The sequence below is a fragment of the Microbacterium luticellae genome, assembly GCF_050408645.1.
In the GTDB taxonomy this organism is placed as follows: domain Bacteria; phylum Actinomycetota; class Actinomycetes; order Actinomycetales; family Microbacteriaceae; genus Microbacterium.
The window spans coordinates 404,317-428,029 of sequence record NZ_JBNTKE010000002.1 but is presented as its reverse complement, the minus strand read 5'-3'; the positions used below and the strand labels follow the sequence as shown (position 1 = coordinate 428,029).

Here is a 23,713-nt window from a genome sequence, read left to right as displayed (position 1 = left end):
CGCTACCATCGAAGACACAGCACACAGCACAGCAGACAATCCAGCGAGTAATACGGCGTCTGCGCGCAGGCGAATAACTCAGCGAGGAGTAATCATGCAGATCGGTGTACACGGGCTCGTTTTTACCGGCCAATTCGACGAGCAGGGGCTCGTTACCGCAGCATCCGGAGCGCAGCAGGCCGGATTCGACCTGCTCGAACTGCCCCTCATGAACCCGTACACCTTCGACGGGCCCCTCGTACAGCGCATAGCCGACGACCACAACCTGGCCGTGACCGCCTCGCTCGGGCTCGATGCCGACCACGACCTCACCAGCGACGATCCTGCCACTCGCCAGCGCGGCCGCGACCTGCTGCACCGCGCCGTCGACGTCGTTGCAGAAGCAGGCGGCGCGCACCTGTGCGGGGTGCTCTACTCGGCCATGCGCAAATACATGCACCCCGCAACACCACAGGGCCTCGAATATTCGGCCACCATCATCAGCGAACTGGGGGAGTACGCGCGCACAAGCGGTGTGCAGGTGTCGCTCGAAGTCGTCAACCGGTACGAAACCAACGTTTTCAATACCGGCCGCGGGGCCCTTCAGTTCTTACAGAGCGTGACGAGCAACAACGTTGCCGTACACCTCGACACGTACCACATGAACATCGAAGAATCCGGGCTCTACCAGCCCGTGATCGACACCGCTACACAACTGCGCTACGTGCACATCGGCGAAAGCCACCGCGGCTATCTGGGCACAGGCACCGTCGACTTCGGCAGCTTCTTTCGCGCGCTCGCCGCCATCAACTACAGCGGCCCCGTCGTATTCGAATCATTCTCGAGTGCCGTCGTCAGCGAAGCACTCTCGAACACCCTCGGCATTTGGCGCAACCTCTGGAACGACTCCGCCGACCTCGCCGCACACGCCAACCGTTTCATTCGCGACCACATTCGCGCGGTCGACACGATCGCTATGCACTAGTGCTCGCGGGGCGCCGAACCGGCCGTCGCCCTGTCGAGCACCTGTAGTACGTGTTCGTATTCGTAGCCGGTGGCGCGGGTCATGCCTAGTTCGCAGGTGCGGTTGCATGAGGCATGTACGGCCGAGGCTGCGGCGCGTACGTCGGCGGCTTCGCCTTCGGTGGCTGATGCGGTGAGTTCCGGATGCAGCATGCCGCGGTCGCCCGCAAATGCACAGCACCCCCAGTTTTCGGGCACAACTACGGTGTCGGCGGCGGCCGCAGCCACATTCTGCAGCGCATCGTTGATGCCGAGTTGGGTGGATGAGCAGGTGGGGTGCAGGGTGAGCGACGACACCTTGTTGCCTTCGGGGAGTAGTGGCAGCACGGTGGTGGCCACGAATTCGACCGCATCGATCACCCGGATGCCGCGTTCTCGGGCGGGTTCGAGCAGTACGAGCAGCCCCTCGGTGCACGATGACGCATCGCACACGACGGGCAGTCGGCCGTTGTCGGTGGCGGTGATGAGGGCTTCGGTGACGCGCTGCTGCATGAGCGCATAGCCGTCGGTGAGACCTTTTGACTTCCACGGGGTGCCGCAGCACAGCGACGCGATGGTGTCGGGGGTTGTGAGGGCGATGCCTGCCCGTTCGCACAGGCGCACGAACGATTCGGCAACGCCGTCGTCGCCGACGGGGCCAAACATGGTGGTTGTGCACGACGAGAAATAGACGGCGGCAGCATCCGGCTGGTTGATAACGCGGCGTTTGCTGCCCCCGGCGGGCAGGTCGTCGGCGTATTGCGGCACCGTGTCGGCACCGAGCACGGCGCGGCCCACGGTGGTTGCGGCGCGGGTGAGTGGGGTGGGCAGTGCTTTTGCTGCCGATAGTGCCGTGCCGCCCAGGCTCGTGACGCCCGACCAGTGGCGGGCGGCGGTCTTCCAGCCGGCCTGCGCCAGGCCGTTCTGGTTTTCGGCGCGGAGTCGCCGCACCAGGTCGCCGGTGTTGATCAGTACCGGGCATGCTGTTTGGCACATGCCGTCGACGGCGCAGGTTTGCACGCCGTCGTAGTCATATTCTTTTTGCAGTGTGCGGGCGAGTTCGGTGTCGCCACGGTCGGTGGCGGCCTGCATTTCACGGCGCAACACAATGCGCTCGCGGGGTGTGAGTGTGATGTTGCGTGAGGGGCACACGGGTTCGCAGTACCCGCATTCCACGCAGCGGTCGACCTCTTCTTCTACCGTGGGGGCCGATTTGAGGTTGTGTACGTGCGCGGCCGGGTCGTGAGTGAGCAGCACGCCGGGGTTCAGTTGCAGCTGCGGGTCGATGAGTTTTTTGATCTGCCACATCACGTCGTACAGTTCGTCGCCCACCTGCCGGTTCACGTACGGCGCCATAATGCGGCCTGTGCCGTGTTCGGCTTTGAGTGTTCCGCCCTGCCCCAGTACCAGGTTCACCATGTCTTCGGTAAATGCTTCGTAGCGGGCGAGGTTGGCGGGGTCGTCGAATCGTTCGTTAATCAGAAAGTGAATGTTGCCATCTTTGGCGTGCCCAAAAATGACCGAACCTTCGTAGTCGTGTCGGGCAAACAGTTCGATCAGCTGCGAGCAGGTGTATCCGAGGCGTTCAACAGGCACCGCGATGTCTTCCAACAGTGCGGTTGTTCCCGAAGGGCGAGCGCCCGCAACCGCCGTATACAGGCCCTTGCGAATGTGCCACAGTTGCGCACGCGTGGCCGGGTCGTCGGTGAGTGTTGTGGGGGTCACGAGCGGCAGGGCAGCAAAGACACCGGATGCCTGTTCCCGGCGCCGCTGCAAATCAGCAGCGTTGTGCTCATGAAACTCCACCAGAAGGGCGGCATGGTCGGCCACGTGCAGAGAAGTCAGCTCGGCCGTGGCATCCGGGTCTTGTTGCGCAACGCGCAGCGAGGCGGCATCGAGCAGTTCGATCGTGGCGAAACCGGCTTCGACAAGTGCCGGAAGTGCTGCGGTGGCTTCGGCGAGAGAAGCAAAGATCAGCAGACCCGTAGCGAGGTCGGTCGGCACGGGAAGGGTGCGAAAAGTTGCCTCGGCAACAAAAGCGAGCGTGCCCTCAGAACCAATCACCAGCTGCTGCAAAATGCGCACGGGTTCGTCGAAATCGACGAGTGAGTTCAGGCCATAACCCATCGTGTTTTTGATGGCATAAAGTTGGGCAATTCTTTGCATCGAGTCGGGGTTGGCGCGCACGCGGTCACGCAACTCGATAAGCCCGGCATGAAGAGCAGGCTCACGCTCGGCCAACTGTTTGTCGGCGTCGGCAGCACCCGTGTCGATCACCGTGCCCGAAGGCAGCACGAGCACAGCCGATTCGAGCGTGCGATACGTGTTCGCGTGCGTGCCACACGACATGCCCGAAGAGTTATTGGCAATAACCCCACCGATCGTGCACGCGATTTCGGATGCCGGGTCGGGGCCGAGTTTTCTTTTGTATCGAGCCAGCCGCGTATTGACCGCTCGCACTGTGGCCCCCGGCTGCACCCGCACCGAAGCGGCATCGTCGAGCACCGTGATGCCACGAAAATGTTTACGAGTATCAATGAGCACGCCATCAGAACCAGCCTGCCCCGAAAGGCTCGTGCCGCCCGAACGAAAAGTGACCGGCACGCTGTGCTCCCGTGCGGCAGCCATCACCGCCGCCACCTCATCGGCGCTGCTCGCTGTTGCCACGGCGTGCGGGCGCAGCAGATAGTGCGAGGCATCGTGCGCGGCCGCCAAACGATCCGTTGCTCGCGTGCCCACCTCGGCACACACCGCCTCTAACGCCAAAACAAGAGCCGGGTCTACGGGCGTAAGCGTGGCGGTGGCGGTCACAGTAGTCCTTTCTTGGGCAGCAGCCGGTCGGCACAGTCACGCAGCTGCGGCACCGCCCTGCGGGCGATGAGGGCAAGGCCTGCGGCATCCGGATGCAAACCATCATGCAGGTAGTCGGATTCTTGCAGGTTCAACAGGCTGAGCCCGTCAATGAGCGCGAGAGCCGGGTCGTTGCGTGCCTCAACAGCGTGCGCTATGAGCTCGCGTGTGTCGGTGAGAGTAAGCGAATCGCGGACAGGCGCCGCGACAAACCTGCCCGAACCGTCACCCACGGTGGGGCCGGGAGTGTTCTCGTGCAGCGGGCACGCCACAGCCGTCATCATGACGACGGGAGTGCGCGGATGAGCCTGGCGAATCGTGTCGAGAAAACCGTGCAGCGCGGGAACAAAACTGCGCTGCGTGAAGGCATCCGATCCCACAATATTGATACCGACCTTGAGGCTAATGATGTCGGCGGGGGTTGCAGCAATCCGCTGGGCAACCCACGGATCAAGCATCGCATTGCCAGAAAACCCGAGGTCCGTAAGCTCCCACCCCAGTTCGCGCGCCGCCAACTGCGGCCACGTCGTGGTCGGAAAACGCGCTTCGTGGCCGTGGCTAATCGAACTGCCATGGTGCACCCAGCGCAGCCGCGCACCGTCTGCCGACTCTGCCGGCTCCGCCGTTACGGGCGCCGAGGCGGCCAGGGTGTGCAGCACAGTTTGCGCGCGATGCGGCAGCCAAATGTCGACAGCGCGTTGGCGGTCGGTGGGCGGCAGCACAATATCGAGCGTGCTCGCATTCCCCGCAATAAACGACACGTCGCCGGTCGCGGTGCCAACGATTTTGTGGCCTTCGTCGATCTCCGCGGTCCACCGGGTGACTCCATCAACATCGGCCGCGAGCGACACCGGCAGCATGGCACGATCGGGCCCCGCATTGCGGGTAAAAGTAGCTGCAAGCTGCAGCTGGGTCGCCGCAGTGCGTAGCGCCAGGCGAACACCGGCCGTCTGGCCATATACCCACGCCAGCGCGGGGCTCGGCAGCAGCGGTTCGAGCGCTGCGGGCATGCGCAGCGGCGCACGACCGTCGCCGTTCTGCACGACCTCTGCTGCTCCGCGCACACTCGCGTGCAGAACAGCAGAGGGCACCGGATGCAGCGCCGTCACAGCCGAACTTTCAGCACACCCACGTGCGGCGTCGGCGACGACGTGGGCACGGTCACGTGAAGGCCCTCGTGGTCGCGGCGCCAGGGCACCGAGCCGTGGCCGAGCAGTTCGACACTGTGCACGTTCTCGGCAGCACCGGCGGCGAGTGATGTCACCTGCAGTACGCCGTTGTCAGGCCAGGCCAACGCCGACACATACAGGGCGTCGTCGCTGGTGGTAAAACGCAGGTCGGCCGGGGTGTAGTCGAGTTCGCGGTCGTTATAGCCGGGCTCAGTGTTGTCGATGCGCACGGGCCCTTCGCCATAGATACGCCATGGTGACGTGCCGTGGATAGCTTCGCTGGCCGAGGCCATCCATGCGGTGAGGTCGTCGAGCAGGCGCTCGCTGCGCTCATCGAGGGTGCCATCGGCCCGCTGCGGAATGTTGAGCAGCAGTGCACCGTTTTTGCTCACGACGTCGACGAGTGTGCGCAAAATATGGCGACTGGTTTTGCGCTGGTGAAACATTTCGTCGTCGCTGAGGTTGTCAAACCATTCGCCGTCGCTGGTATCGAATTGCCAGACGTGTGGTTCGAGGCGGTCAAGCTGGTGCCTCTCGGAGTCGAGCAGCACGGCCCCGCGCTCGGCATCGTGCGGGTTTTTGATGCTCACAATGCCGTGCGCGTGCGGCAGATCCCACGTTTTTGCCTGGTTGTAATACCAGGCAAGGTATTCGAGGCCTGCCGTATCGGGGCCACCGATTTCTACCTGGCTGCCCTCATCAAAGGGCATGCGTAGGTCGTCAAAGTACACGATGTCGGGGCGGTATTCGGCGGTTGCTTCACGCATCATCGCCCAGTGCTGTTCGCGGACGGCAGCGGGCGCTGGCCCGCCATCGCGCGGCGGCAAATACAGGTCTTGAGGGTTCAGTCCCTCCCACCAGAGCCCTGCACCATCGGCAGCAGTGAGTCGGCCATCATGCCGTTTGCCGTCCGGGCCGACACCGTGGGCGGTGGCGAACCAGCGCCACGTCCAGTTGTTATGAAAACTGAGCCCAAACGGCAAACCGGCCCGGCGTGCTGCCCGTTCCCACGCGCCCACAATGTCTTGCTGCGGGCCCATGCGCACAGCATTCCACGGGTGCACGGCCGAGTCCCACAGTGCAAAGTTGTCAGCGTGCACAGCCATCGACATAAAGTAGCGGGCCCCAGCCCGGTAGAAACGGTCGATTAAAGCATCCGGATCAAAATGCTCGGCACGCCACAGCGGTAGCAAATCTTTGTAGCCAAATGTGTGCGGGTCGCCAAAGTGTTCGCGATGGTGGGCGCTCTGGCGCGTGGCGCGTTTGCGTTCCCACTCCTCGCTCACCTCTTGCATGCCGTACAGGTGGCGTCCGTACCAGTCGCCCGACTGCGCGACCGACTGCGGGCCCCAGTGGGCCCACACACCAAAGCGGGCTTCACGCAGCCATTCGGGCAGGCCATGCGCTGCCAATGACTGCCAGGTGGGTTCATACATTGCTGTCACGCTCCATCAGCACGCGAACATCCCACGCCTGCAGTTCGAGGGTGTCACCCGCGTCTCTTTCTTCACCGTCAATAGCGTCAACAACAGCGCGCTCCAGCGGCACAGAGACGGTGTTCCACGACCAGTTGTGCACAAACCATACGCGGCGGCCATCGGCGTTCACCGCCGAGTGGGTGGTCAGGTGAGTAGTGGCATCCGGATGCTGCGCAACAACCCGCCGCGGCTGCACCCCGGCCTCGTCCATCGCGGCCGCCACGGCATCGCGAAACAGTGTGCGCGAAGCAAAACCGGGCAGTAGCCAGGCCGTACCGGCACCGTACTGGTGGCGGGTGAGCGCTGGCCATTCGGCAAAAAATGGGTGCGTGAAGCGGGCGAGCACCTGCGCGCCCTGCGGGCGAACAAGATCAACGCGGCGTTCAACGAAGTGTGCCGCAGTGGTGTCTGCCGTGGGTGCCGTGGGTACCGTGCTCACCGCGTCGCTTGCCACGTCGCTCACCACCTCGAGGGGCGTGCTGAGTGTCGACGATTCTTCGAACTCCACACCGGCCGCCTGCGCGAGCGGGCCCAGCGGCCCCTCTGTGCGGCCTCGGGCAAGTTCATCGTGCTGGGCGGTAGCCACTGTCATCAGCACTGTGCCACCGGCCTGCACATAGTCCGCGAGTACCTCGAGCGCAGCATCCGGAACCCCCGTCAGTGCGGGAACAAGCAGAACAGGCCAGCGCCGCAGTAGCTCGTCGGCGTCGTTCAGGTTGTGGGCAGAAACAAAGTCCACCTGGGCACCGGCGTCGAGCGCTGCCCGGTAGGTGGCGTCAACAATGCGCTCATACGACTGCCGGTCGGGGTCGTCGCCCCGGGCAAACGGCGGTTGAAACGCGTGAACCCAACGGCTTTCATACGACCACACAATGCCCACATCGGCATCCGGAACAAGCTCCGCAATTGTGTTACCGGCAGCAGCAAGATCACGACCGATGCGCGAAACCTCGGCATAGATGCGCCCCGGTTTATCGGAGTGCGGCAAAATACCGCCCCACGCAACTTCGGCTCCCGAGTGCAGTGTTTGCCACTGCCAGTACGACACCATGCGGGCACCGCGGGCAATAAACGCCCATGCTGCCTGGCGCAGTTGGCCGGGGTACGGCGGAAGCTCCATGTGCGAGCCGCCGATCGGCCCGCCCCCGGTTTCGGTTACAAGAAAAGGGCCCTCGTGGGTGGCACGCATGCGGTCGGCCAGCTGCCACATCCCGCTCAGTGTTGTGGCATACCAGTGCAGTGCTTCACCGGGCTGCTGCGTCGGTGAAAGGTGATCTTGCGGCAGATAGTAGGCATTGCCCGACGGGATATCGAGGTGTTTGCCCAGCGTGTGGTCGTCTTGTGCGGGCCGGTTGTAGGCGATGCACGTGGTGACGAAGCGGTCGGCGGGCAGAATTTGGCGGGCAATCTCTGCCTGCCAGCCGATGAACTCGGCGGTCAGATCAGCCTGAAACTCGCGCCACGCGAGGTCATATGCGGGGGTGGTGTTGCCGCCCGGTGTCCACAGTTGCGACCAGTCGGTAATGCGGTGCGACCAGTACGACAGGCCCCATTCGCGATTGAGTGTTTCGGTGTCTCCGTAGCGGTCGCGCAAGCGACGACGAAACTCGTCGACAATGGTGGGGTTGTGCATCAGCAGCAGGCCGGGCTCGTTATCGACCTGTACGCCAATGACTGCCGGATGCTGCCCCAGCCGCGTCAGCATCTCGCGAATAACCGGTTCGGCGTGCGTGCGAAACACGGGCGACGTAAAGTCGACCTCTTGCCGAGCTCCCCATGGGATTGCTGTGCCGTCGGCGCGGTGGGCGGCAAGTTCCGGATGCTTCACCTGCAGCCACGGCGGAATGGCATAGGTCGGCGTTCCCACGATGACGCGCAGACCATGCCGGTACGCGGCATCGAGTAGCTCTGCCAGCGGTTCGAACCGGAATTCTCCCTCACGTGGTTCCCAATCCGACCACTGTGATTCGGCCACGCGGATCACACCGATGCCGGCCTCGCGCATGAGCGAGAGCTCGCGGTCGACGTTGGCGTTCGTGCGGTATTCGGGATAGTAAGCGGTGCCGAGAAGAACAGCCGGCTGTGCCGACTCCGCGGTAGACATGGTTACCCTTTCAGTGCTCCCGAGGCAAGGCCCTGCATGATCTGTCGGTTGAGCACAAGGAACAGAATCAGCAGCGTAAACACGTTGATCGAGATTCCGGCAAAGAGCGGGCCGTAGTCGACGACACCGTACTCACCACTAAAGTTCAAAAGTCCGGCCTGAATGGTGCGCAGCTTTGAGTTGGTGGAGAACGTCAGCGAAACGAGGAGGTCGTTCCAGATAGCAAGGAACTGTACGAGACCGATCGTGAACAGCGCGTTTTTTACCAGCGGAATGCCGATCGTAAAGAACGAGCGCACCATGCCGGCGCCGTCGATCGTGGCCGCTTCAAAGACTTCGCGCGGAACGGCCCTAAAGTAGGCGGCCATCATGAAGACAGTGAGCGGCAGACCGAGCCCCACATAGGTGAGGATCATCGGCCAGTAGGTGTCTGTCAGGTTCAAACGGAAATAGGCGATGAACAGGGGAATCAAGATCATCTGCCCGGGAATCATGATTCCCGAAACAAACATGAGCAGCGCCAGGCTGCGGCCCTTCCACACCATAACTTCGAGGGCGAAGGCGGCACCGACACCCAAGAGAAGAACCATGATGAGAGAGGGCACGGTCACGATAACGCTGTTGAGCAGGTTGGCGCCGATCTGACCCTCGGTCCACGCTCGCGTGTAGTTATCGAAGGTCCACTGCTGGGGCAGTGCCCACGATTCACCCTGCGTAAACTCAGCGGTTGTTTTGAACGAGCTCATGAAGAGCCAAAACATGGGGTAGATCTCGATCACGAGCAGCAGCGTGATCGCCAGCGCTACCCAGGTGCGACGAAAGACGCGGCGGCTTCGGCTAGAGAACCGGATGCCGCGTTCGGGCGCGGGTGCCGATAGCAGTGTGGCGGTGTTGTCAACGTCGGGAGCAATGATCGTCATCGGTCAGGCCTTCGTGATGTCCTTGCGGGAGAACTTGAAAACAACGATCGTCATCAAGAAGCAGATGATCGTGAGCGTGAGAGCGAGCGTTGATCCGTACCCGTAGTCGAGATAGGTGAATGTTGTCTTGTACATGTACAGCGTCAACGGCGATGTCTCCCATCCGGGACCACCGTTGGTGAGCGCAAGTACAGAGTCGAACACTTTCAGCGTTGCGTTGAGGCTAAAGATGACCGACGACAGCAGCACCGGCAGCGATAGCGGCAGAACAATGTGCCGCACCATCCGGAATCCTGTTGCGCCGTCGAGGCGTGCTGATTCGAGAAGCTCTTCGGGTACGTCGAGCAGACCGGCGTACAGCAGCACGGCATAGAAACCGATTGAGCGCCACAGGTCCATGATGATGATCACGGCGAAGGCCGTGTCGGGTTGGGCAAACCAGTCGACGGCGTTGATGCCAAAGGTGCTGAGAATCTCGTTGATAGGACCGTTGTTGGGTGCCACCTCAAAGAAGCGGCGGAACAGAAGGCCGACGGCCACGGTCGGCAGAACAACGGGGAAGAAAACGAGCGTGCGCACGATGGTCGACATGCGGCGCAGCACAAAAACGTAGAAGAGTGCCAGCAGGTAGCCGACGGCCACCTGCAGCACGGTGGCGACGATGGCGTATTTAAACGTGAACCACAGAACGGTGGGAACGTTGGGGTCTTTGATGAGGGTGACGAAGTTGTCGAGCCCCACGAAGGAGAACCCGCGCAGGTCGCCCTGCGCGAAGCTGAGGCCAAAAGACCAGAGCACCGGGATGATTTTGATGAGGGTGTAAAAAATAAGGGCGGGCCCCAACAGGATGAGGATCGCCTTTTTGTCCCCGAGTACATTCTTCACGTGCGGCTCCAGCGCTGCGACAGTCGGTGTAGAGAGAAAAGTGATGGGGGCCGGCCCGGTAACAGACCGGCCCCGTGAGTGCGGTTACTGCTTACTTCGAAGCCTCAAGGCCCGCCTGCAAACGCTTGGCGTAGTCGTCGGGGCTCATGTTTCCGGTCAGCAGAGGGCCAGCGTTCGTAGCAGCTTCACCGGCAGCCTTCTCGGGCAGGAATGCTTCCAGCCACGTGATGGTCTCGGTGGTTTCTGCCATGATGTCTTGAATCTCGCTGGTGAGAGCGGGAACATCATCCACGGGCTGGTTGAGCGTGAAGCCCGAGATGACACCCTGGTTGGCCAGCGCGCTGGAACCAAAGTTCTCGGTGATGCAGGTCAACCATGCATCCATGCCGGCGTTGTCGAGCTTGGCCGAGAACGACGTTGCAGCACCAGCGTTGGCCGGGTACTGGTCGATCGATCCCTCACCACCGGCAACCTCGGGCAGCGGCATAAAGCCGAAGGCGTCTGCACCGCTGGGGTTGGCGGCGTCGTCGTAGATTTCTGCGAGGAACCAGGTGCCGTTGTACATCATGGCGGCCTTGCCGGTGAAGAATTCATTCACTGCAGTCGCCATGTCCATGGTGCTCACACCGGGGCCAAAGAAGCCACCGAAGTCTTGGATTGCCTCGAAAGTCTTGAGGTACTCAGGGTCGGTGAACTTCGCGTCGCCGTCGAGAACCTTGTCGATCGCGTCGGGGCCAAGGTCGCGGAACATGTAGCCGCTGATCCAGCGGGTAATCATCCAGTCCTGGTCACCGGGCAGAGCGAACGGGGTGACGCTTGCCTTTTCGAGCTTCTCGGCAGCGGCCATCAGGTCGTCCCAGGTTTCGGGAACGCTGATGCCGTTGTCGTCAAAAATCTGCTTGTTGTAGAAGATGCCTTCGAGGTTGTACTGGTAGGGCATCGATACGAAACGGTCGCCGTAAACGTTCTTCACGGCCGAGATGGCACCCGGAAGAATGTTGTCGATGACCCCGAGCTCGGTCAGCTTGTCTTCGAGGTTGATGACGGTGTCGTCGTCGCCAAGAACACCGCCGGGGCGAAGCGGAGCGGTGGGTGCGGTAAACATGTTCGGCAGCGAATCTTGGCTGGCGAGCAGGGTTACGCGCTGGCTGACATCGGCCTGGGGGAGTGTCTCGACCTCGAACGGCATAGCGTCGTTCTCGGCCTGGCAGGCGCCTTCACCCAGGGTTGTGATTTCGTCGCGGACGATGGAGTTTTCTACAGCCGCGAGATATTTAAACTCACCAAAGCTGTCGCCGGATGAGTTGTTGTTGCTGCTGCCGTTATCAGCGGAGCCGCAGGCTGTAAGAGCAAGCGTCAGCACGCCAACTCCGGCCAGCCCCGTCATGAATCGGGCTGTGGTTCGGGACAGGGACACATTTCCTCCTCGAAAGGTGCGAAAGGACGTGATTGACACGTTTCAAGATGTGACGCTATGCGATCAAACCGCATGATGTCAAGCCGTGGTGAAAAAATGTATGGTGATAGTGGCAGAATGATTGAAACGTTCCGAAAATTGTTGAACGTGAGATTTTTCGCCGTCCATCTACGGTGTAAACGACTGCGCACAGGAGCGCTGGAGGAATAATGGCTCGGATTGGGATCCGTGATGTGGCTGCCCATGCCGGAGTCGCTGTGGGCACCGTCTCGCACTTCCTCAATCACCCCGACAGGGTCTCGCCCGAAAAGGCCGAACGCATCCAGGCCGCCATCCTCACGCTCGGATATGTACCCAGTCAGGCGGGTCGTCAACTGCGCACCGGGGTGAGCAACGTGCTGGGCTATCTGGTGCCCGATGTCAGCAACCCTCACTTTGCAGAAATCGCCGAGGGTGTCGAGCAGCGGGCCGCCGAACTGGGTTTTACCGTGTTCTTGGCCAACTCGCACCGCGACCCCACTCGAGAAGACGCATATTTGCGAACCTTCGAGCAGTACCGCGTGCGGGGGCTCATCGTTGCTTCCTACTCGCCGATAGAAGAACGCCTGGCTGTTTTGCGTAACCGTGGCACGCCATCGATTCTGGTGGGGCAAACCGCACGCACACCCGCGCAGGCGTCGGTATCGGTCGACGACGTTGACGGTGGACGACAGGCGGCCGAACATCTGTTGTCGCTAGGGGTGCGCCGCTTGGCATTTGTGGGTGGCCCACTCACGGTGCCCCAGGTGGCCGATCGACTTGCCGGGGCCAGTATGGCAGTGCGCCGCAACGGCCAGGCAGCGCTCGAAGTGATCGGCGTCGACGACCGCACACTGGCAGGCGGCCGCGCCATTGGCGAAGCCATCTTCGCACGCCCGCCCGAGCAGCGACCCGAGGGTATCTTCGCCGTCAACGACCTCGTGGCGCTCGGTATTTTGCAGGTGCTCAGCGCTCGCGGTGTGAGCGTTCCGCAAGAGGTCGCCATCGTCGGCTACGACGACACCGAGTTCGCCCAGGCGTCACTGGTGCCCCTCACCAGCATCCACGGTAGCCAGCAGGGGCTCGGACGCATCGTGGTCGACCGCCTCATGGACGTCATAGAAGAACGCGCCGTCGGCAGCCTGCACCACGTCACGCCTCCCCAGCTGATGCCCCGCGAGAGCACGACCGGTTTTCATAACGCCCTCGCGCAGTGACTAGGAGAATCGACCTCGAATAAATATGCTGTAAGGGCGGGTGTTGGGCCCTGCATCGCATAGCGGAGGAAGACTCATGACGCGACCTCAGTCGCGGCCATTGGATGGCCAGCTGCGACTCATAACGCGAGTAGCGCGGATGTACCACGAGAAGGGCTACCGGCAGGCAGAGATCGCCGAGAGTCTTCACATCTCGCAGGCGAAGGTTTCGCGGCTGCTCAAGCGTGCCATTGAGGTGGGGATTGTTCGCACGACCGTGATGGTCGCTCCCGGGCTGTGCGCCGAGCTCGAAGACGAGCTGGAGCAAAAGTTTGGCATTACCGAGGCTGTTGTGGTCGAGATCGACGAGGCCGCCGATGAGCGCGACACGATCGCGGCGGTTGGCGCTGCCGCGGCAGCCCACCTACGGGCGACGCTCAGCGGCGATGACCGGGTGGGTATTTCCACGTGGAGCCAGACTCTTATGGCCATGGTTGACCGGATGCAACCCTTAAGCACGCGCGGTGCCCTCTCGGTTGCGCAGCTTTTGGGTGGTATTGGTGTTGCCGAGGTGCAGAGCCACTCGCACCGCCTGCTGGGCGATATGGCGCGAGTGCTCGGTGCCGACGCCGTCTATGTTCAGGCCCCCGGGGTGGTGGCGGGCCGAGAAATACGCGACAGTCTGCTCGCCGATCAGGGCATGCGCGACGTCGTGCGTGCCTGGAAAGAGCTCACCCTCGCCGTGGTGGGAATCGGCAGCATCGACCCCACCGATGTGCTCGCCGAAAGCGGTAATGCGTTCACCGATGAAGAACTACAATTTCTGCGGGCCGAGCATGCCGTCGGTGATATTTGCCACCGCACATTCCGCCTCGACGGCAGCGCCGTTACCGGACACATGGACGACCGCATCATCGCCATCGAAAGCGCCGACTTTCTTCGCGTCCCGAGGCGCATCGGTGTTGCCGGCGGCCCGCGCAAAATCGACGCGATTCGTGGAGCGCTCGCGGGGGAGTGGGTAACGACGCTGGTCACCGACGACATTACTGCGCGAGCCCTTCTCGCGCAGTAATGCTGCTATCGGTGTGAGCGCTCGCCGTGGTTATGCCGGGAGTGCGTTGACCGCTTCGCGCAGCCGCGCAATGCCGGGCGCGATGCTTGTGAGCACGGGAACCGTTACGTGCGCGGCCTCGGCAGCAGACGCCATCGAGGCCTGAGCCAGAACAATCACATCGGCCTGCTCTGCCGCCCTCTCGATAGCCTCGGCAACGAGACGGTCGTGCGTGGTGCGGTCGCCGCCGGCAACAGCAGCAAAAGCGCCGTCAATGACCTCAGAAATAAACTCTGGCTCACGCCCCGCCACCTGTGCACGCTCCTTGAGCAAGTTTGTTGTGGGGTGCAGTGTGGTGGGGAGGGTGGCCAGCACCGCGATGCGGTTGCCGGTGGCCACGGCGTTGTCGGCTACGGCTTCATCGATCCGCAAAACAGGGATGCCTACTTCGGTTGCCGCGGGTTCAGCCAGATACGAGATAGAGGAGCACGTGAGCATCACAAGATCGGCTCCGCCACGCTTCGCTGCGCGCACCAGGTCGGTAACGCGCTCGGGTACGGAGTCGGCGCGGGCGGGGTCGCTGAGGTCGGCGACGATTTTATCGTCGAGATAGTTCACCACTGTGGCATCCGGAATAAGAGAGGCGGTCAGTTCTGCAACCGGAGGAATAACGACGGCGCCGGTGTGAAGAAAAGCAATGCGGGGTGAGTGCGTAGCCATGAGAGCCCTCTCGCTATGGTCGACTAGAAACACGGTGGTGTGTCATGAGAGTACTCGGGAAAAATCCGAGCTGCAATATTATTCAGGGCTGCGAGAAGTTGCAACGGTGGTATTCTGACCGAGAACCATTGCACGACAGGTTCGCCATTTTGTTCGCCCCCGCAAGGAGGAATCAGTGACTGCGCCTCTCGCTGCGCGCCCGCATGCCCCGCTTCGTCCACTCACCGCATCTCACGCCCAGTGGGCACGTGGTTTTTGGGGAGACGTGCATGAGCGCACTCGCTCAGTAACCGTTCCCAGCATCTGGAACGACCTCAGTAACCCCGAGGTCAGCCCCGGTCTGCGCAACTTTCTCATCGCCGCAGGCAAAGAACAGGGCGAACACATTGGCCCACCCTTTATGGACGGCGACCTCTATAAGTGGCTCGAAGCTGCTATTTCGCAGCTCGAAACCGACCCCGAGCCATGGCTGGCCGAAACAATCGCCGAGATGGTGGCGCTCATTGCCTCGGTGCAGCGCGACGACGGCTATGTGCACACGCCCACCCTCATCGCTGCACGCAATGGTGTCGGTGCAGTAGAGCTGGCTGATCGCTTTCACTTTGAAACGTATAACCTGGGTCACCTCATTACCGCGGGCGTGCGCCACTACGAGGTCACCGGCGAAACAACGCTGCTCGACGTAGCCAAAAAAGCTGCCGCCTACCTCGAAGGCCTCGCCAACAACGAGCCCCTCGAACTCGCCCGAAGCGCCATCTGCCCCTCGCACTACATGGCCGTCATCGACCTCTACCGTGTGACCGACGACAAACGCTACCTTGAACTGGCGAATGCATTCGTGCGCGTGCGCGATGACTTTCACGGCGGCGACGACAACCAAGACCGCCTGCCCGTGCGCGAACAAAAAGTCGTTGCCGGGCATGCTGTGCGTGCCAACTACCTCTACGCCGGTCTCGCCGACCTCGTCGCCGAAACCGGTGACGACGAACTCACCCGCGTGCTCAACGGGCTGTGGAACGACGTCGTCGACAACAAGCTCTACATCACCGGCGGTTGCGGTGCGCTCTACGACGGCGCATCGCCCGATGGCAACCCCTGGCAAGAAGACATCAGCCGCGTACACCAGGCCTACGGCCGCGCCTACCAGCTGCCCAACACCACCGCCCACAACGAGTCGTGCGCCAACATTGGCATGATTCTGTGGAGCGAACGGATGCTGGCGCTCAGCGGTGAAGCTCGGTACGCCGATGTCATCGAACAAATCGCCTACAACAGCCTGCTGGCAAGCATCGGCCTGGGCGGACACGAATACTTTTACACCAACGCACTGCGCCAGGTGCGCGACCTGCCTTTCCCGTTGCGCCGCCCCGGCGACACCGGCCAGCAGGTTGTTCCAGCCCCGCCGCCCTCCGACGAGCGGGTTCGTGAGTCATACCTGCCGTGCTACTGCTGCCCGCCCAATATCGCCCGCACCCTGGCACGCTTCCACGAGCGCGCTGCCAGCGCCTCGAGCGAGGGGCTGTTTATTCACCAGTACGGCGGTAGCGATGTGCGCTGGGCCGACGGCGAACGATCCATCGCTCTCAGCGAAGACAGCAACTATCCCTGGAACGAGCGCATCACCTTTACGGTGACCGCAGCCACCGGCGGCGGCCTGCCCGTGCACCTGCGTATTCCCGGCTGGGTGCGTGGTGCACAGCTGAGCGTCAACGGCGAGGCCGTCGACGTTACCGACCCCTCCAGCTACACGCGCATTGACCGCGAATGGAACGACGGCGACACCATCGAACTGGTGCTCCCCATGCCCGTGCGCGTACTGCGTGCACACCGTCTGGCAGAAGAAGTCACCAACCAGGTTGCTGTGCAGCGCGGCCCGATCGTCTACACGCTCGAAACACACGACCTTCCCGAAGGCGTGCGTCTTGAGCAGGTAGCGCTGCGCCGCGGCACCACACTCACCCCCGAAACCGCAACGATCGCGGGGCACGAGATTGTGGCGCTGGCAGGCGAATTCGCTGTGCTGCCGGCATCCGGTTCTGAAGAGCTCTACGAAGACCTCACCAGCGAACCCGTGCAGACAGTCAGCGCCCGACTCGTGCCCTATTACACGTGGGCCAACCGTGGGCCGGGCGAAATGAGTGTATGGCTGCCGGTGGTGTGGTGATGACTCAACAGTTTGTTATTGCCACCTACGTCATTGAGACATCGCAGCCACTGCAGCACACGGCAGAGGTACTGGCGGGAGAACAATCCACCGGCACCTTTGTGCGCGTGGCTCGTGAGTCCGACGACCTGCGGGCGCGGTTTGCCGCGCAGGTGGACAGCATAGAAGAGATTCCTCTGACGGGAGCATCGCCCCTGCCCGGCGCGATCGGCGACCCCGCCCAGCGGCGCCGCGCACTCATTAAGGTGCGTTTTCCGCTCGACAACTTTGGGCCCTCACTGCCCAACCTGTTGGCGGCCGTTGCCGGTAACCTCTACGAGATTAAAGAGCTTGCCGCCATCAAACTCGTCGACCTCGACCTGCCGCAGGCCTTCGCCGACCGCTACCCGGGCCCGAAGTTTGGGCTCGCTGGCACCCGCCAGCTCATGGGGCGCGACAGCGGTGTGCTCATCGGCACGATCGTCAAACCGAGCATCGGACTCAGCCCCGAAGAACTCGCCGAAGTCGTCGACGAACTGGCCACCGCCGGAGTCGACTTCATTAAAGACGACGAACTGCAGGGCAACGGCCCGCATGCGCCCCTCGAGGCCCGCGTGCGTGCCGTTATGCCCGTGCTCGAAAAACATGCTGACCGCACCGGCAAAAAGCCGATGTTTGCGTTCAACATCACCGACGACATCGATCGCCTGCGCGCCAACCACGACCTCGTGGTCGAGGCGGGCGGCACGGGTGTGATGGCCTGCGTCAATCTCATTGGGCTCTCGGGACTTGCCTATCTCAACGCCCACACGCAGGTGCCCATTCACACGCACCGCACCATGCTCGGTGCCACCATTCGCTCCGACCAGATCGGAATGGGGTACCGTGCCTGGCAGAAGCTCGCGCGACTGTCAGGGGCCGACCACTTGCACACCAACGGCATTAGCAACAAGTTCTACGAGAGCGATGACGAAGTGCTCGCCTCGATCGCCGACGTGCGAGAACCCCTGCTGGGCCTTACCCCCACCATCCCCGTGCTTTCATCGGGGCAGTGGGCCGGTCTTGCCCACGCCACCTACCGTGCCGTTGGGTCGAGCGATCTGTTAGTGCTCGCGGGCGGCGGTATTCACGGGCATCCGGATGGCCCCGCCGCAGGCGTTGCCAGCATGCGTGACGCGTGGGCTTCGGCCGAGCGTGGTGAAGATGCAGCCACAGCACTAGCCGCTTCTTCTGCATTGCAGCGCGCGACCGAACAGTTCGGGCCCGTTCGTGACTAGAAAGCGGGTGGGCTTTTACGGCGACGACTTCACCGGCAGCGTCGACGTACTGTTGCAGTTTGCCCGCCACGGTTGGAGCGGCACGCTCTTTGTTGGGCTGCCCGACCCTGAAGTGCTGAGCACTGCCGCGCGTGATCACGACGTTATTGGTATCGCCGGTATTGCTCGGTCACTGCCGCGTGCGGCCATCGCTGCCGAGGTTGCCCCGGTGCTGCGCGAACTGCACCGCATCGGCTGCGACATCGTGCAATATAAAGCCTGCTCGACGGCCGACTCATCACCCACCGTGGGCAGCATTGGGCGGGTGATCGAGGTCGCTCGTGACGAATTTGGCCCGGCCCCGATTCCGGTGGTGTTCGCGCAACCCGACTTTGGCCGATACACCGTATTCGGGCACCATTTTGCGGCAGAAAATGGCACGGTCTATCGCCTCGACCGGCAACCGACCATGTCGCAGCATCCGTCAACACCCATGCGTGAGTCCGATTTGCGCGTGCACCTGGGTGAACAAACTCCGCTACCCATCGGTGGCATCACGGCGGTGGAATATGCCACGCACTATTCCACGGGCGCAGCGCTTGCCGCGCGGCTGCAGAGTGCACCGGATGCCGCGATGGTGCTCGACGTTCTCGACGACACCCACCTCACACTCATCGGCGAAGCCGTCACGCAGGCCAGCGAACCGGTTTTCGCGATCGGGTCGGGAGGCCTCAGCTGGGGCATCGCGTCGACCGACTCCCGCGACAGCGCCCATACGCTGCCCCACGCCACACCCCAGCGCGGGCCCGTATTAGCGGTGTCGGGCAGCCGGTCACCGCAAACACAGCGACAGATCGCCCGGGCGGTAGCATCCGGTTGGGCACTGCTTGAGCTGCCTGCGACACCGGATGCCTGTGTCCCAGCGATCACGCAGGCAGAGCGCCTGCTCGCAGAAGGCACGAGCGTGGTTTTCTCTTCGCACGATCTCGACCTGGGTAGCGGCGAGGCAGCGCTGGACGCTATTACCGAGACGGCCGCCGAGATTATTCGCGGTGCCGGTGGTGGCGCCGGGCGCATTATTGTGTGCGGCGGAGATACCTCGAGCCGTATTGTGTCGCGGCTAGGAATCCGTTCGCTGGCTATCGCGGCGCGCCCCGAAGGCAATATTGTGCTGCTGCGCGCCCACGCTCCCGGCAGCGACATCGACGGCGCCGAACTGCTGCTCAAGGGCGGACAGGTCGGCGCTGATGGGTTGTTTGAACAGATTCGAACGCTCGACGCATAGCGCGAGCCAGCAGTACGACTGCATAGTTCAGGGCGCCGACGAAAGCACGTCGGCGCCCTGAACTGATGGTGGCGGGGTTACTGCTGCGAGTCGAGCAGCGAGAGCCGCACCGTCCACGAGGTGTGTTCGCGCGGAATCCGGTACTGCTCGGGCATGGGTGGCCCCACCGATGCCGAGCCGAGGCCCATCTGGCGGTAATCAATGTTCAGCCACACGCTGCCGCTGTCACGCAGTTCGTGATGGTGGGTGGCGCGCTCCAGGTCGTGCGAGGTCCACCGACGCACGGTGAAGTCGAACGGCGTCACGCCCTCTACCCGCAGGCCGGTGCCCGACGTGGTGCGCAGTTCGAGCCAGCGGGTGTCGACATGGTTGCCGTTTTCTTGCGGCACTTCGTAGCGCACCTGCAGGTCGTCGATCGTGCTGTTCCACAAGCCCAGGCGTGCGCCCTCCCACGAGTCAACGTAGGTTTCTTCGGGCCCGCGACCCCACCAGCGCACAGTGTCGAACTCGGCCGGAAGCGCAAACAGCGTGCCGATGCGTGGCAGCCACACGTCGTGGTTTTGATACGGCGTATCGTGCCACGGCCCCGTAAAATCAACCTCGGTTGTTAGCTCAACACTGTCGCCCAGGTCGCGCCAGCGCATGCACCACTCGGCCGCGTGCGAACGCGTGGCCGCAGCCATCCGGCCCCGCACCACCACGGTGTCATCCACCACAGTCACGTCATCGACGCGGTCAAGAAGCCGGTTCTGCCCCACCGCATGCCACATGGCCGCAACATTGTTGAGAGTGCCCTGCCCGCGGTCGTTCTCGGTCGGCGCCCGGTGCAGGTCGAGCCGGGGGCTCTGCCCGTTTCCTTCCGCGGCAAGATTCCAGCCGCCCAGCGTATGAAGGCGGCCGGTCTGGGAGTCGATACGTGCCACACCCACCGCGAGCGTCTGGCCCACAGCATCCGGGGCAGGGGTACTCGCTGTGGGGCGCGCAGGCTCGCTCGGTGCGAGGTTGTCGTGCTGACCCCACGCCAGCACATGCCCGGCCGGTGCCCACAGCTCATCGGCTGCCAGCACCGCCTCGACCGTTGTCACACCGGCAGCACCCACAACCTCGGCAGGGAGCGCAACCGTGGCTGATTCACCCGCGGCAAGCACACCCATATCGAGGTCAAAAGTAGTGGTTGTGGCATCCGGATGCTGGTGCACCACGCGCCACTGAATGTCGTCACTTGCCCGACTGTGCCGGTCATTGAGCACCGTCACATCGTTGGCCGTCACCGTCACAATAAACGGTGCATAGGCGTGCGTGAGCTGGCCAATAGCGGGCGACGGAGTGCGGTCAGAAAACATGAGACCGTGCAGCGTGTAACGACCACCATTGGGCTCGTAGTCGACGTCTTGCCCGTGCATAAAATACGGCGTGCCATCGGGGGTTTGTGCCGCGAAACCGTGGTCCATCCACTCCCAAATAAAGCCACCACAAATGCGGTCGTACCGGCGCATAATTCGCCAATAGTCAGCCAGCGAACCGGGCCCATTGCCCATCGCATGCGCATATTCCACGAGCAAGAATGGCAGGCCACGGCGCCGCTCATCGTCGGCGTCGCTAATGGGGTGCGCATCGCCCGCTTCGTTTTCGGCGGTGTCGTTGCCCGTGCTGTCGCTGTCTTCGTCGTCACTGTCGTCGTCGGCAAAAACCATGCCGTGCATGCTCAGCCGGCCACCGCGAGGTTCTTCGCGTCGCCCAATCTGCTCAAGAAGCTCAAGCGAGGGGTACATGACCGAATAAAAATCCGAGTCACGGTAGCGCGGGTCGCGTTCGTACAGCACCGGGCGCGACGGGTCGCGTTCGCGCAGCCACTCGCGCATCTCGCGAAACGCGTCGCCCGTCATGCTCTCGTTGGCCGTTGACCAAATAACAATGCTCGGGTGATTCTTGTCGCGCTCTACCGTGCGGTACAGGCGGTCCATGATCGCGTCGCGCCACTCGGGCAGTGCCGGAGGGTTGTTCTCCCAGCCCTCATAAATAAAACCGTGTGTTTCGAGGTCGCTTTCTAGCACCACCCACAGCCCGTATTCATCGCACAGACGCAAAAATTCCGGATGCGGCGGATAGTGGCTCGTGCGCACGGCATCAACGTTGGCGCGTTTCATCTGCACGATGTCGTCAATCATTGCCTGGCGATCCAGCGCGCGGCCGTGGCGGGCATCGTGCTCATGACGGTTGACGCCGCGGAAGGTAACCGGAGCCCCGTTAATAAGAAGCACGCCGTCAGTAATTTCTACGCGGCGGAAACCAATGGCTAACTCAATTTCTTCACCCGTTGAGCGCAGTGTTCCGCGGTACAAGCGTGGCGATTCGGCGCTCCACGGTTCGACGGGCACGCGCACTTCTTCGCCCGTTGCCATCGTGATGCCCAGTTCAGGAATCTCGACCGTCGCATTCGTGGTCGCATCAACACGCAGTGTGCCCATGCCGGATGCCGCGTCATAGTCGGCGTGCACAAAGTGATCATCGATCGCGCCCGCGGGCCGTTCAATGATCTCGACATCACGAAAAATGCCCGGCAGCCACCACATGTCTTGGTCTTCGAGGTAGGTGCCCGAAGAGAAGCGGTGCACCCGCACAGCCAGAGTGTTGCTGCCTGCGCGGAGCGGCGCGTCGAACTCGAAGGGCAGGCGCGAACCATTCGACCAGCCCAGTTCAGTGCCGTTCAGCCACACTTTGGCGCACGAGTCAACGCCCTGAAAACGCAGCACGGCGTTGTCGAAGTCGGCCGGTACATCGAAGGTGAGCCGGTAGTCGCCCGTAGGGTTCTCGGTAAGAACACGCGGCGGATCAATCGGCATCGGGTAGGCAGTGTTCGTATAGATCGGGCCCTCTGCCGTACCCAGCATCGACCGCGCGGGTCCGCCAGCCAGCGGCGTGAATTCTTCGAGCACCCAGTGGCTGGGCACCGGCATGGCGTCCCACGCGCTGTCGTCAAAATCGTCGCTGATGAACGCGGTTCCGGTGCCCGCCGCGGTGGGGGAGAGCCGAAAACGCCACGTGCCATTAAGGCTTAGCGTGCGAGCATTCGTCACCGCATCGGCGCGTGCTGTGCGTCGCCCCGCGCCGGGTGCATAGCTCTCCCAATAATTGACGGTCACAGGTACTCCTCGGGGTCATCGGCGATCGGTGTGGGCGCAGGCCCCAGCTGGGCGATTGCCGTATATACAGCATCCGGAATCTCGGTCGTAGCCAGCGCTACCAACTGTTCAAGCCGTGCCACAGAATTAACCCCCACCACACTGCTGGCAATATGGGGTGCGCGCATCGACTCATGAAGAGCCACAGCAGCAAGCGGCACACTGTGGGCGGCGCAAATGTTTTCTACCTGCACAACCCATTCCCGCAGCTCATCGGTGGCGGGAGTGTAGGCATAAGAACGCCCGTGCACACTGCCCTTGGCCAGCAGATCGCCCCCAAAGGGCGCAGCGTTAAAGGTGATCATTCCGCGCTCGTGCGCATTGGCGAGCAGGTTGGCTGCCGAATGGTCGACGAGCGTATACCGGTTGTGGGTGAGCACCATGTCGAAAACACCCGTGTTCACATAGCGTTCCACCACCGGGGTGCGCCCGGCAGCGATGCCAATCGTGTCAACGACGCCCTCGTCGCGCAGGGCAACAAGCGCGTCAATAGCGCCACCGGTGCCGGATGCTTCAGCAAAGGTGATGCTGTAGGGATCATGCAGGTGCAGATGACGCACCCGGTCGATGCCGAGTCGTTCGAGACTCTCGTCGAGCGACTCGCGCACGCGGTCGCCATCGAAACGGCCGGTGCCGGGTTCGCAGTCGACCTTGGTGATGAGCCGGTCGATAGCGCGCTGTTTTTCTTCACCGGTGAGTTCGCGCAGCGCAGCGCCCAACGCCTGCTCTGAGCGGCCCTGAGCATAGGCGTTCGAGGTATCGACGTAGCCGGGCGCTCGCAGCAGAGCGAGGGCCGTGTCGATGGCTTTTCGTTCTTCGGGGCTGCCGGGCTGGGTGTTGTAACCGAGTGGTGAGGTGCCGTAGGTAATCGCGCCGAGATACGGAAAGCGGGGGTGCGGAAAGCGGGACAGGGGTGATGCAGAATGGGTACTTTGCATAAACATTCTCCAATGAATCTGATTGCAAGCCTACCGAGGGTGGCCGGCAAACCCAAGCGGACATATTGACGAGACTCTTTCGCTCCCCTATCGTATGAAACGATTCAGTTTTGTTGTAGG

Annotated in this window: 16 protein-coding genes; 6 read left to right on the top strand and 10 right to left on the bottom strand. The window is 62.5% G+C overall.

Annotated features, from left to right (window positions below):
* Positions 1 to 94: 94 nt before the first annotated feature.
* Positions 95 to 964 carry a sugar phosphate isomerase/epimerase family protein gene (locus ACQUSW_RS07695; RefSeq protein ID WP_428931703.1) on the top strand — a complete coding sequence of 290 codons (870 nt, stop codon included), beginning with the start codon at positions 95 to 97 and terminating at the stop codon, positions 962 to 964.
* Here the strand turns inward: ACQUSW_RS07695 and ACQUSW_RS07690 are convergent.
* From ACQUSW_RS07690 to ACQUSW_RS07660, 7 genes are all read right to left on the bottom strand, one after another.
* Entirely contained in the window at positions 961 to 3,792 is a 2,832-nt protein-coding gene (locus tag ACQUSW_RS07690) for an FAD-binding and (Fe-S)-binding domain-containing protein (protein WP_428931702.1), read from the bottom strand. The two genes, ACQUSW_RS07695 and ACQUSW_RS07690, sit on opposite strands and share 4 nt — an antisense overlap.
* Positions 3,789 to 4,940, bottom strand: coding sequence for a GDSL-type esterase/lipase family protein (locus ACQUSW_RS07685; RefSeq protein WP_428931701.1), 1,152 nt, complete (start codon positions 4,938 to 4,940; stop codon positions 3,789 to 3,791). Before ACQUSW_RS07685 ends, ACQUSW_RS07690 begins: the two co-directional genes overlap by 4 nt.
* Positions 4,937 to 6,436: an alpha-L-fucosidase gene (locus ACQUSW_RS07680; RefSeq protein WP_428931700.1), complete on the bottom strand. Its 1,500-nt coding sequence runs from the start codon at positions 6,434 to 6,436 to the stop codon at positions 4,937 to 4,939. Before ACQUSW_RS07680 ends, ACQUSW_RS07685 begins: the two co-directional genes overlap by 4 nt.
* On the bottom strand, positions 6,429 to 8,582 hold the full coding sequence (locus ACQUSW_RS07675; RefSeq protein WP_428931699.1) for a beta-galactosidase: 2,154 nt from the start codon (positions 8,580 to 8,582) through the stop codon (positions 6,429 to 6,431). Before ACQUSW_RS07675 ends, ACQUSW_RS07680 begins: the two co-directional genes overlap by 8 nt.
* 2 nt (positions 8,583 to 8,584) lie before the next feature.
* On the bottom strand, positions 8,585 to 9,502 hold the full coding sequence (locus tag ACQUSW_RS07670; RefSeq protein WP_428931698.1) for a carbohydrate ABC transporter permease: 918 nt from the start codon (positions 9,500 to 9,502) through the stop codon (positions 8,585 to 8,587).
* A 3-nt stretch (positions 9,503 to 9,505) separates the two neighbouring features.
* On the bottom strand, positions 9,506 to 10,387 hold the full coding sequence (locus tag ACQUSW_RS07665) for a carbohydrate ABC transporter permease (RefSeq protein ID WP_428931697.1): 882 nt from the start codon (positions 10,385 to 10,387) through the stop codon (positions 9,506 to 9,508).
* A gap of 91 nt (positions 10,388 to 10,478) precedes the next feature.
* Positions 10,479 to 11,804 (bottom strand): ABC transporter substrate-binding protein, encoded by a 1,326-nt coding sequence (locus ACQUSW_RS07660; protein WP_428931696.1) that lies wholly within the window; start codon positions 11,802 to 11,804, stop codon positions 10,479 to 10,481.
* A gap of 209 nt (positions 11,805 to 12,013) precedes the next feature.
* Here ACQUSW_RS07660 and ACQUSW_RS07655 point away from each other — a divergent pair, with 209 nt between their 5' ends.
* Positions 12,014 to 13,039: a LacI family DNA-binding transcriptional regulator gene (locus ACQUSW_RS07655; protein ID WP_428931695.1), complete on the top strand. Its 1,026-nt coding sequence runs from the start codon at positions 12,014 to 12,016 to the stop codon at positions 13,037 to 13,039.
* Positions 13,040 to 13,115: 76 nt separating this feature from the next.
* Entirely contained in the window at positions 13,116 to 14,090 is a 975-nt protein-coding gene (locus tag ACQUSW_RS07650; RefSeq protein WP_428931694.1) for a sugar-binding transcriptional regulator, read from the top strand.
* Positions 14,091 to 14,120: 30 nt separating this feature from the next.
* On the opposite strand, the gene ACQUSW_RS07645 is transcribed toward ACQUSW_RS07650, so the two are convergent.
* Positions 14,121 to 14,789 carry an aspartate/glutamate racemase family protein gene (locus ACQUSW_RS07645; RefSeq protein WP_428931693.1) on the bottom strand — a complete coding sequence of 223 codons (669 nt, stop codon included), beginning with the start codon at positions 14,787 to 14,789 and terminating at the stop codon, positions 14,121 to 14,123.
* Positions 14,790 to 14,964: 175 nt separating this feature from the next.
* Between ACQUSW_RS07645 and ACQUSW_RS07640 the strand changes: the two genes are divergently transcribed.
* Genes ACQUSW_RS07640 through ACQUSW_RS07630 form a run of 3 tightly spaced genes read left to right on the top strand, consistent with a single transcriptional unit; the run spans position 14,965 to position 19,473 of the window.
* Positions 14,965 to 16,953, top strand: coding sequence for a glycoside hydrolase family 127 protein (locus tag ACQUSW_RS07640; protein WP_428931692.1), 1,989 nt, complete (start codon positions 14,965 to 14,967; stop codon positions 16,951 to 16,953).
* Entirely contained in the window at positions 16,953 to 18,209 is a 1,257-nt protein-coding gene (locus tag ACQUSW_RS07635; RefSeq protein WP_428931691.1) for a RuBisCO large subunit C-terminal-like domain-containing protein, read from the top strand. Before ACQUSW_RS07640 ends, ACQUSW_RS07635 begins: the two co-directional genes overlap by 1 nt.
* Positions 18,202 to 19,473 carry a four-carbon acid sugar kinase family protein gene (locus tag ACQUSW_RS07630; protein ID WP_428931690.1) on the top strand — a complete coding sequence of 424 codons (1,272 nt, stop codon included), beginning with the start codon at positions 18,202 to 18,204 and terminating at the stop codon, positions 19,471 to 19,473. The genes ACQUSW_RS07635 and ACQUSW_RS07630 overlap by 8 nt, the downstream gene beginning before the upstream one ends.
* Before the next feature lie 77 nt (positions 19,474 to 19,550).
* Here the strand turns inward: ACQUSW_RS07630 and ACQUSW_RS07625 are convergent, their stop codons facing one another.
* On the bottom strand, positions 19,551 to 22,616 hold the full coding sequence (locus ACQUSW_RS07625) for a glycoside hydrolase family 2 TIM barrel-domain containing protein (RefSeq protein WP_428931689.1): 3,066 nt from the start codon (positions 22,614 to 22,616) through the stop codon (positions 19,551 to 19,553).
* On the bottom strand, positions 22,613 to 23,593 hold the full coding sequence (locus ACQUSW_RS07620) for an aldo/keto reductase (protein WP_428931688.1): 981 nt from the start codon (positions 23,591 to 23,593) through the stop codon (positions 22,613 to 22,615). The genes ACQUSW_RS07625 and ACQUSW_RS07620 overlap by 4 nt, the downstream gene beginning before the upstream one ends.
* Between the last annotated feature and the right edge of the window lie 120 nt (positions 23,594 to 23,713).

What these genes read in the sequence shown, in the direction of transcription:
- ACQUSW_RS07695 (WP_428931703.1), top strand. Translation starts at nt 95, where the DNA reads ATGCAGATCGGTGTACACGGGCTCGTTTTTACCGGCCAATTCGACGAG.
- ACQUSW_RS07680 (WP_428931700.1), bottom strand. Translation starts at nt 6,436, where the DNA reads ATGTATGAACCCACCTGGCAGTCATTGGCAGCGCATGGCCTGCCCGAA.
- ACQUSW_RS07675 (WP_428931699.1), bottom strand. Translation starts at nt 8,582, where the DNA reads ATGTCTACCGCGGAGTCGGCACAGCCGGCTGTTCTTCTCGGCACCGCT.
- ACQUSW_RS07670 (WP_428931698.1), bottom strand. Translation starts at nt 9,502, where the DNA reads ATGACGATCATTGCTCCCGACGTTGACAACACCGCCACACTGCTATCG.
- ACQUSW_RS07655 (WP_428931695.1), top strand. Translation starts at nt 12,014, where the DNA reads ATGGCTCGGATTGGGATCCGTGATGTGGCTGCCCATGCCGGAGTCGCT.
- ACQUSW_RS07650 (WP_428931694.1), top strand. Translation starts at nt 13,116, where the DNA reads ATGACGCGACCTCAGTCGCGGCCATTGGATGGCCAGCTGCGACTCATA.
- ACQUSW_RS07645 (WP_428931693.1), bottom strand. Translation starts at nt 14,789, where the DNA reads ATGGCTACGCACTCACCCCGCATTGCTTTTCTTCACACCGGCGCCGTC.
- ACQUSW_RS07635 (WP_428931691.1), top strand. Translation starts at nt 16,953, where the DNA reads ATGACTCAACAGTTTGTTATTGCCACCTACGTCATTGAGACATCGCAG.
- ACQUSW_RS07620 (WP_428931688.1), bottom strand. Translation starts at nt 23,593, where the DNA reads ATGCAAAGTACCCATTCTGCATCACCCCTGTCCCGCTTTCCGCACCCC.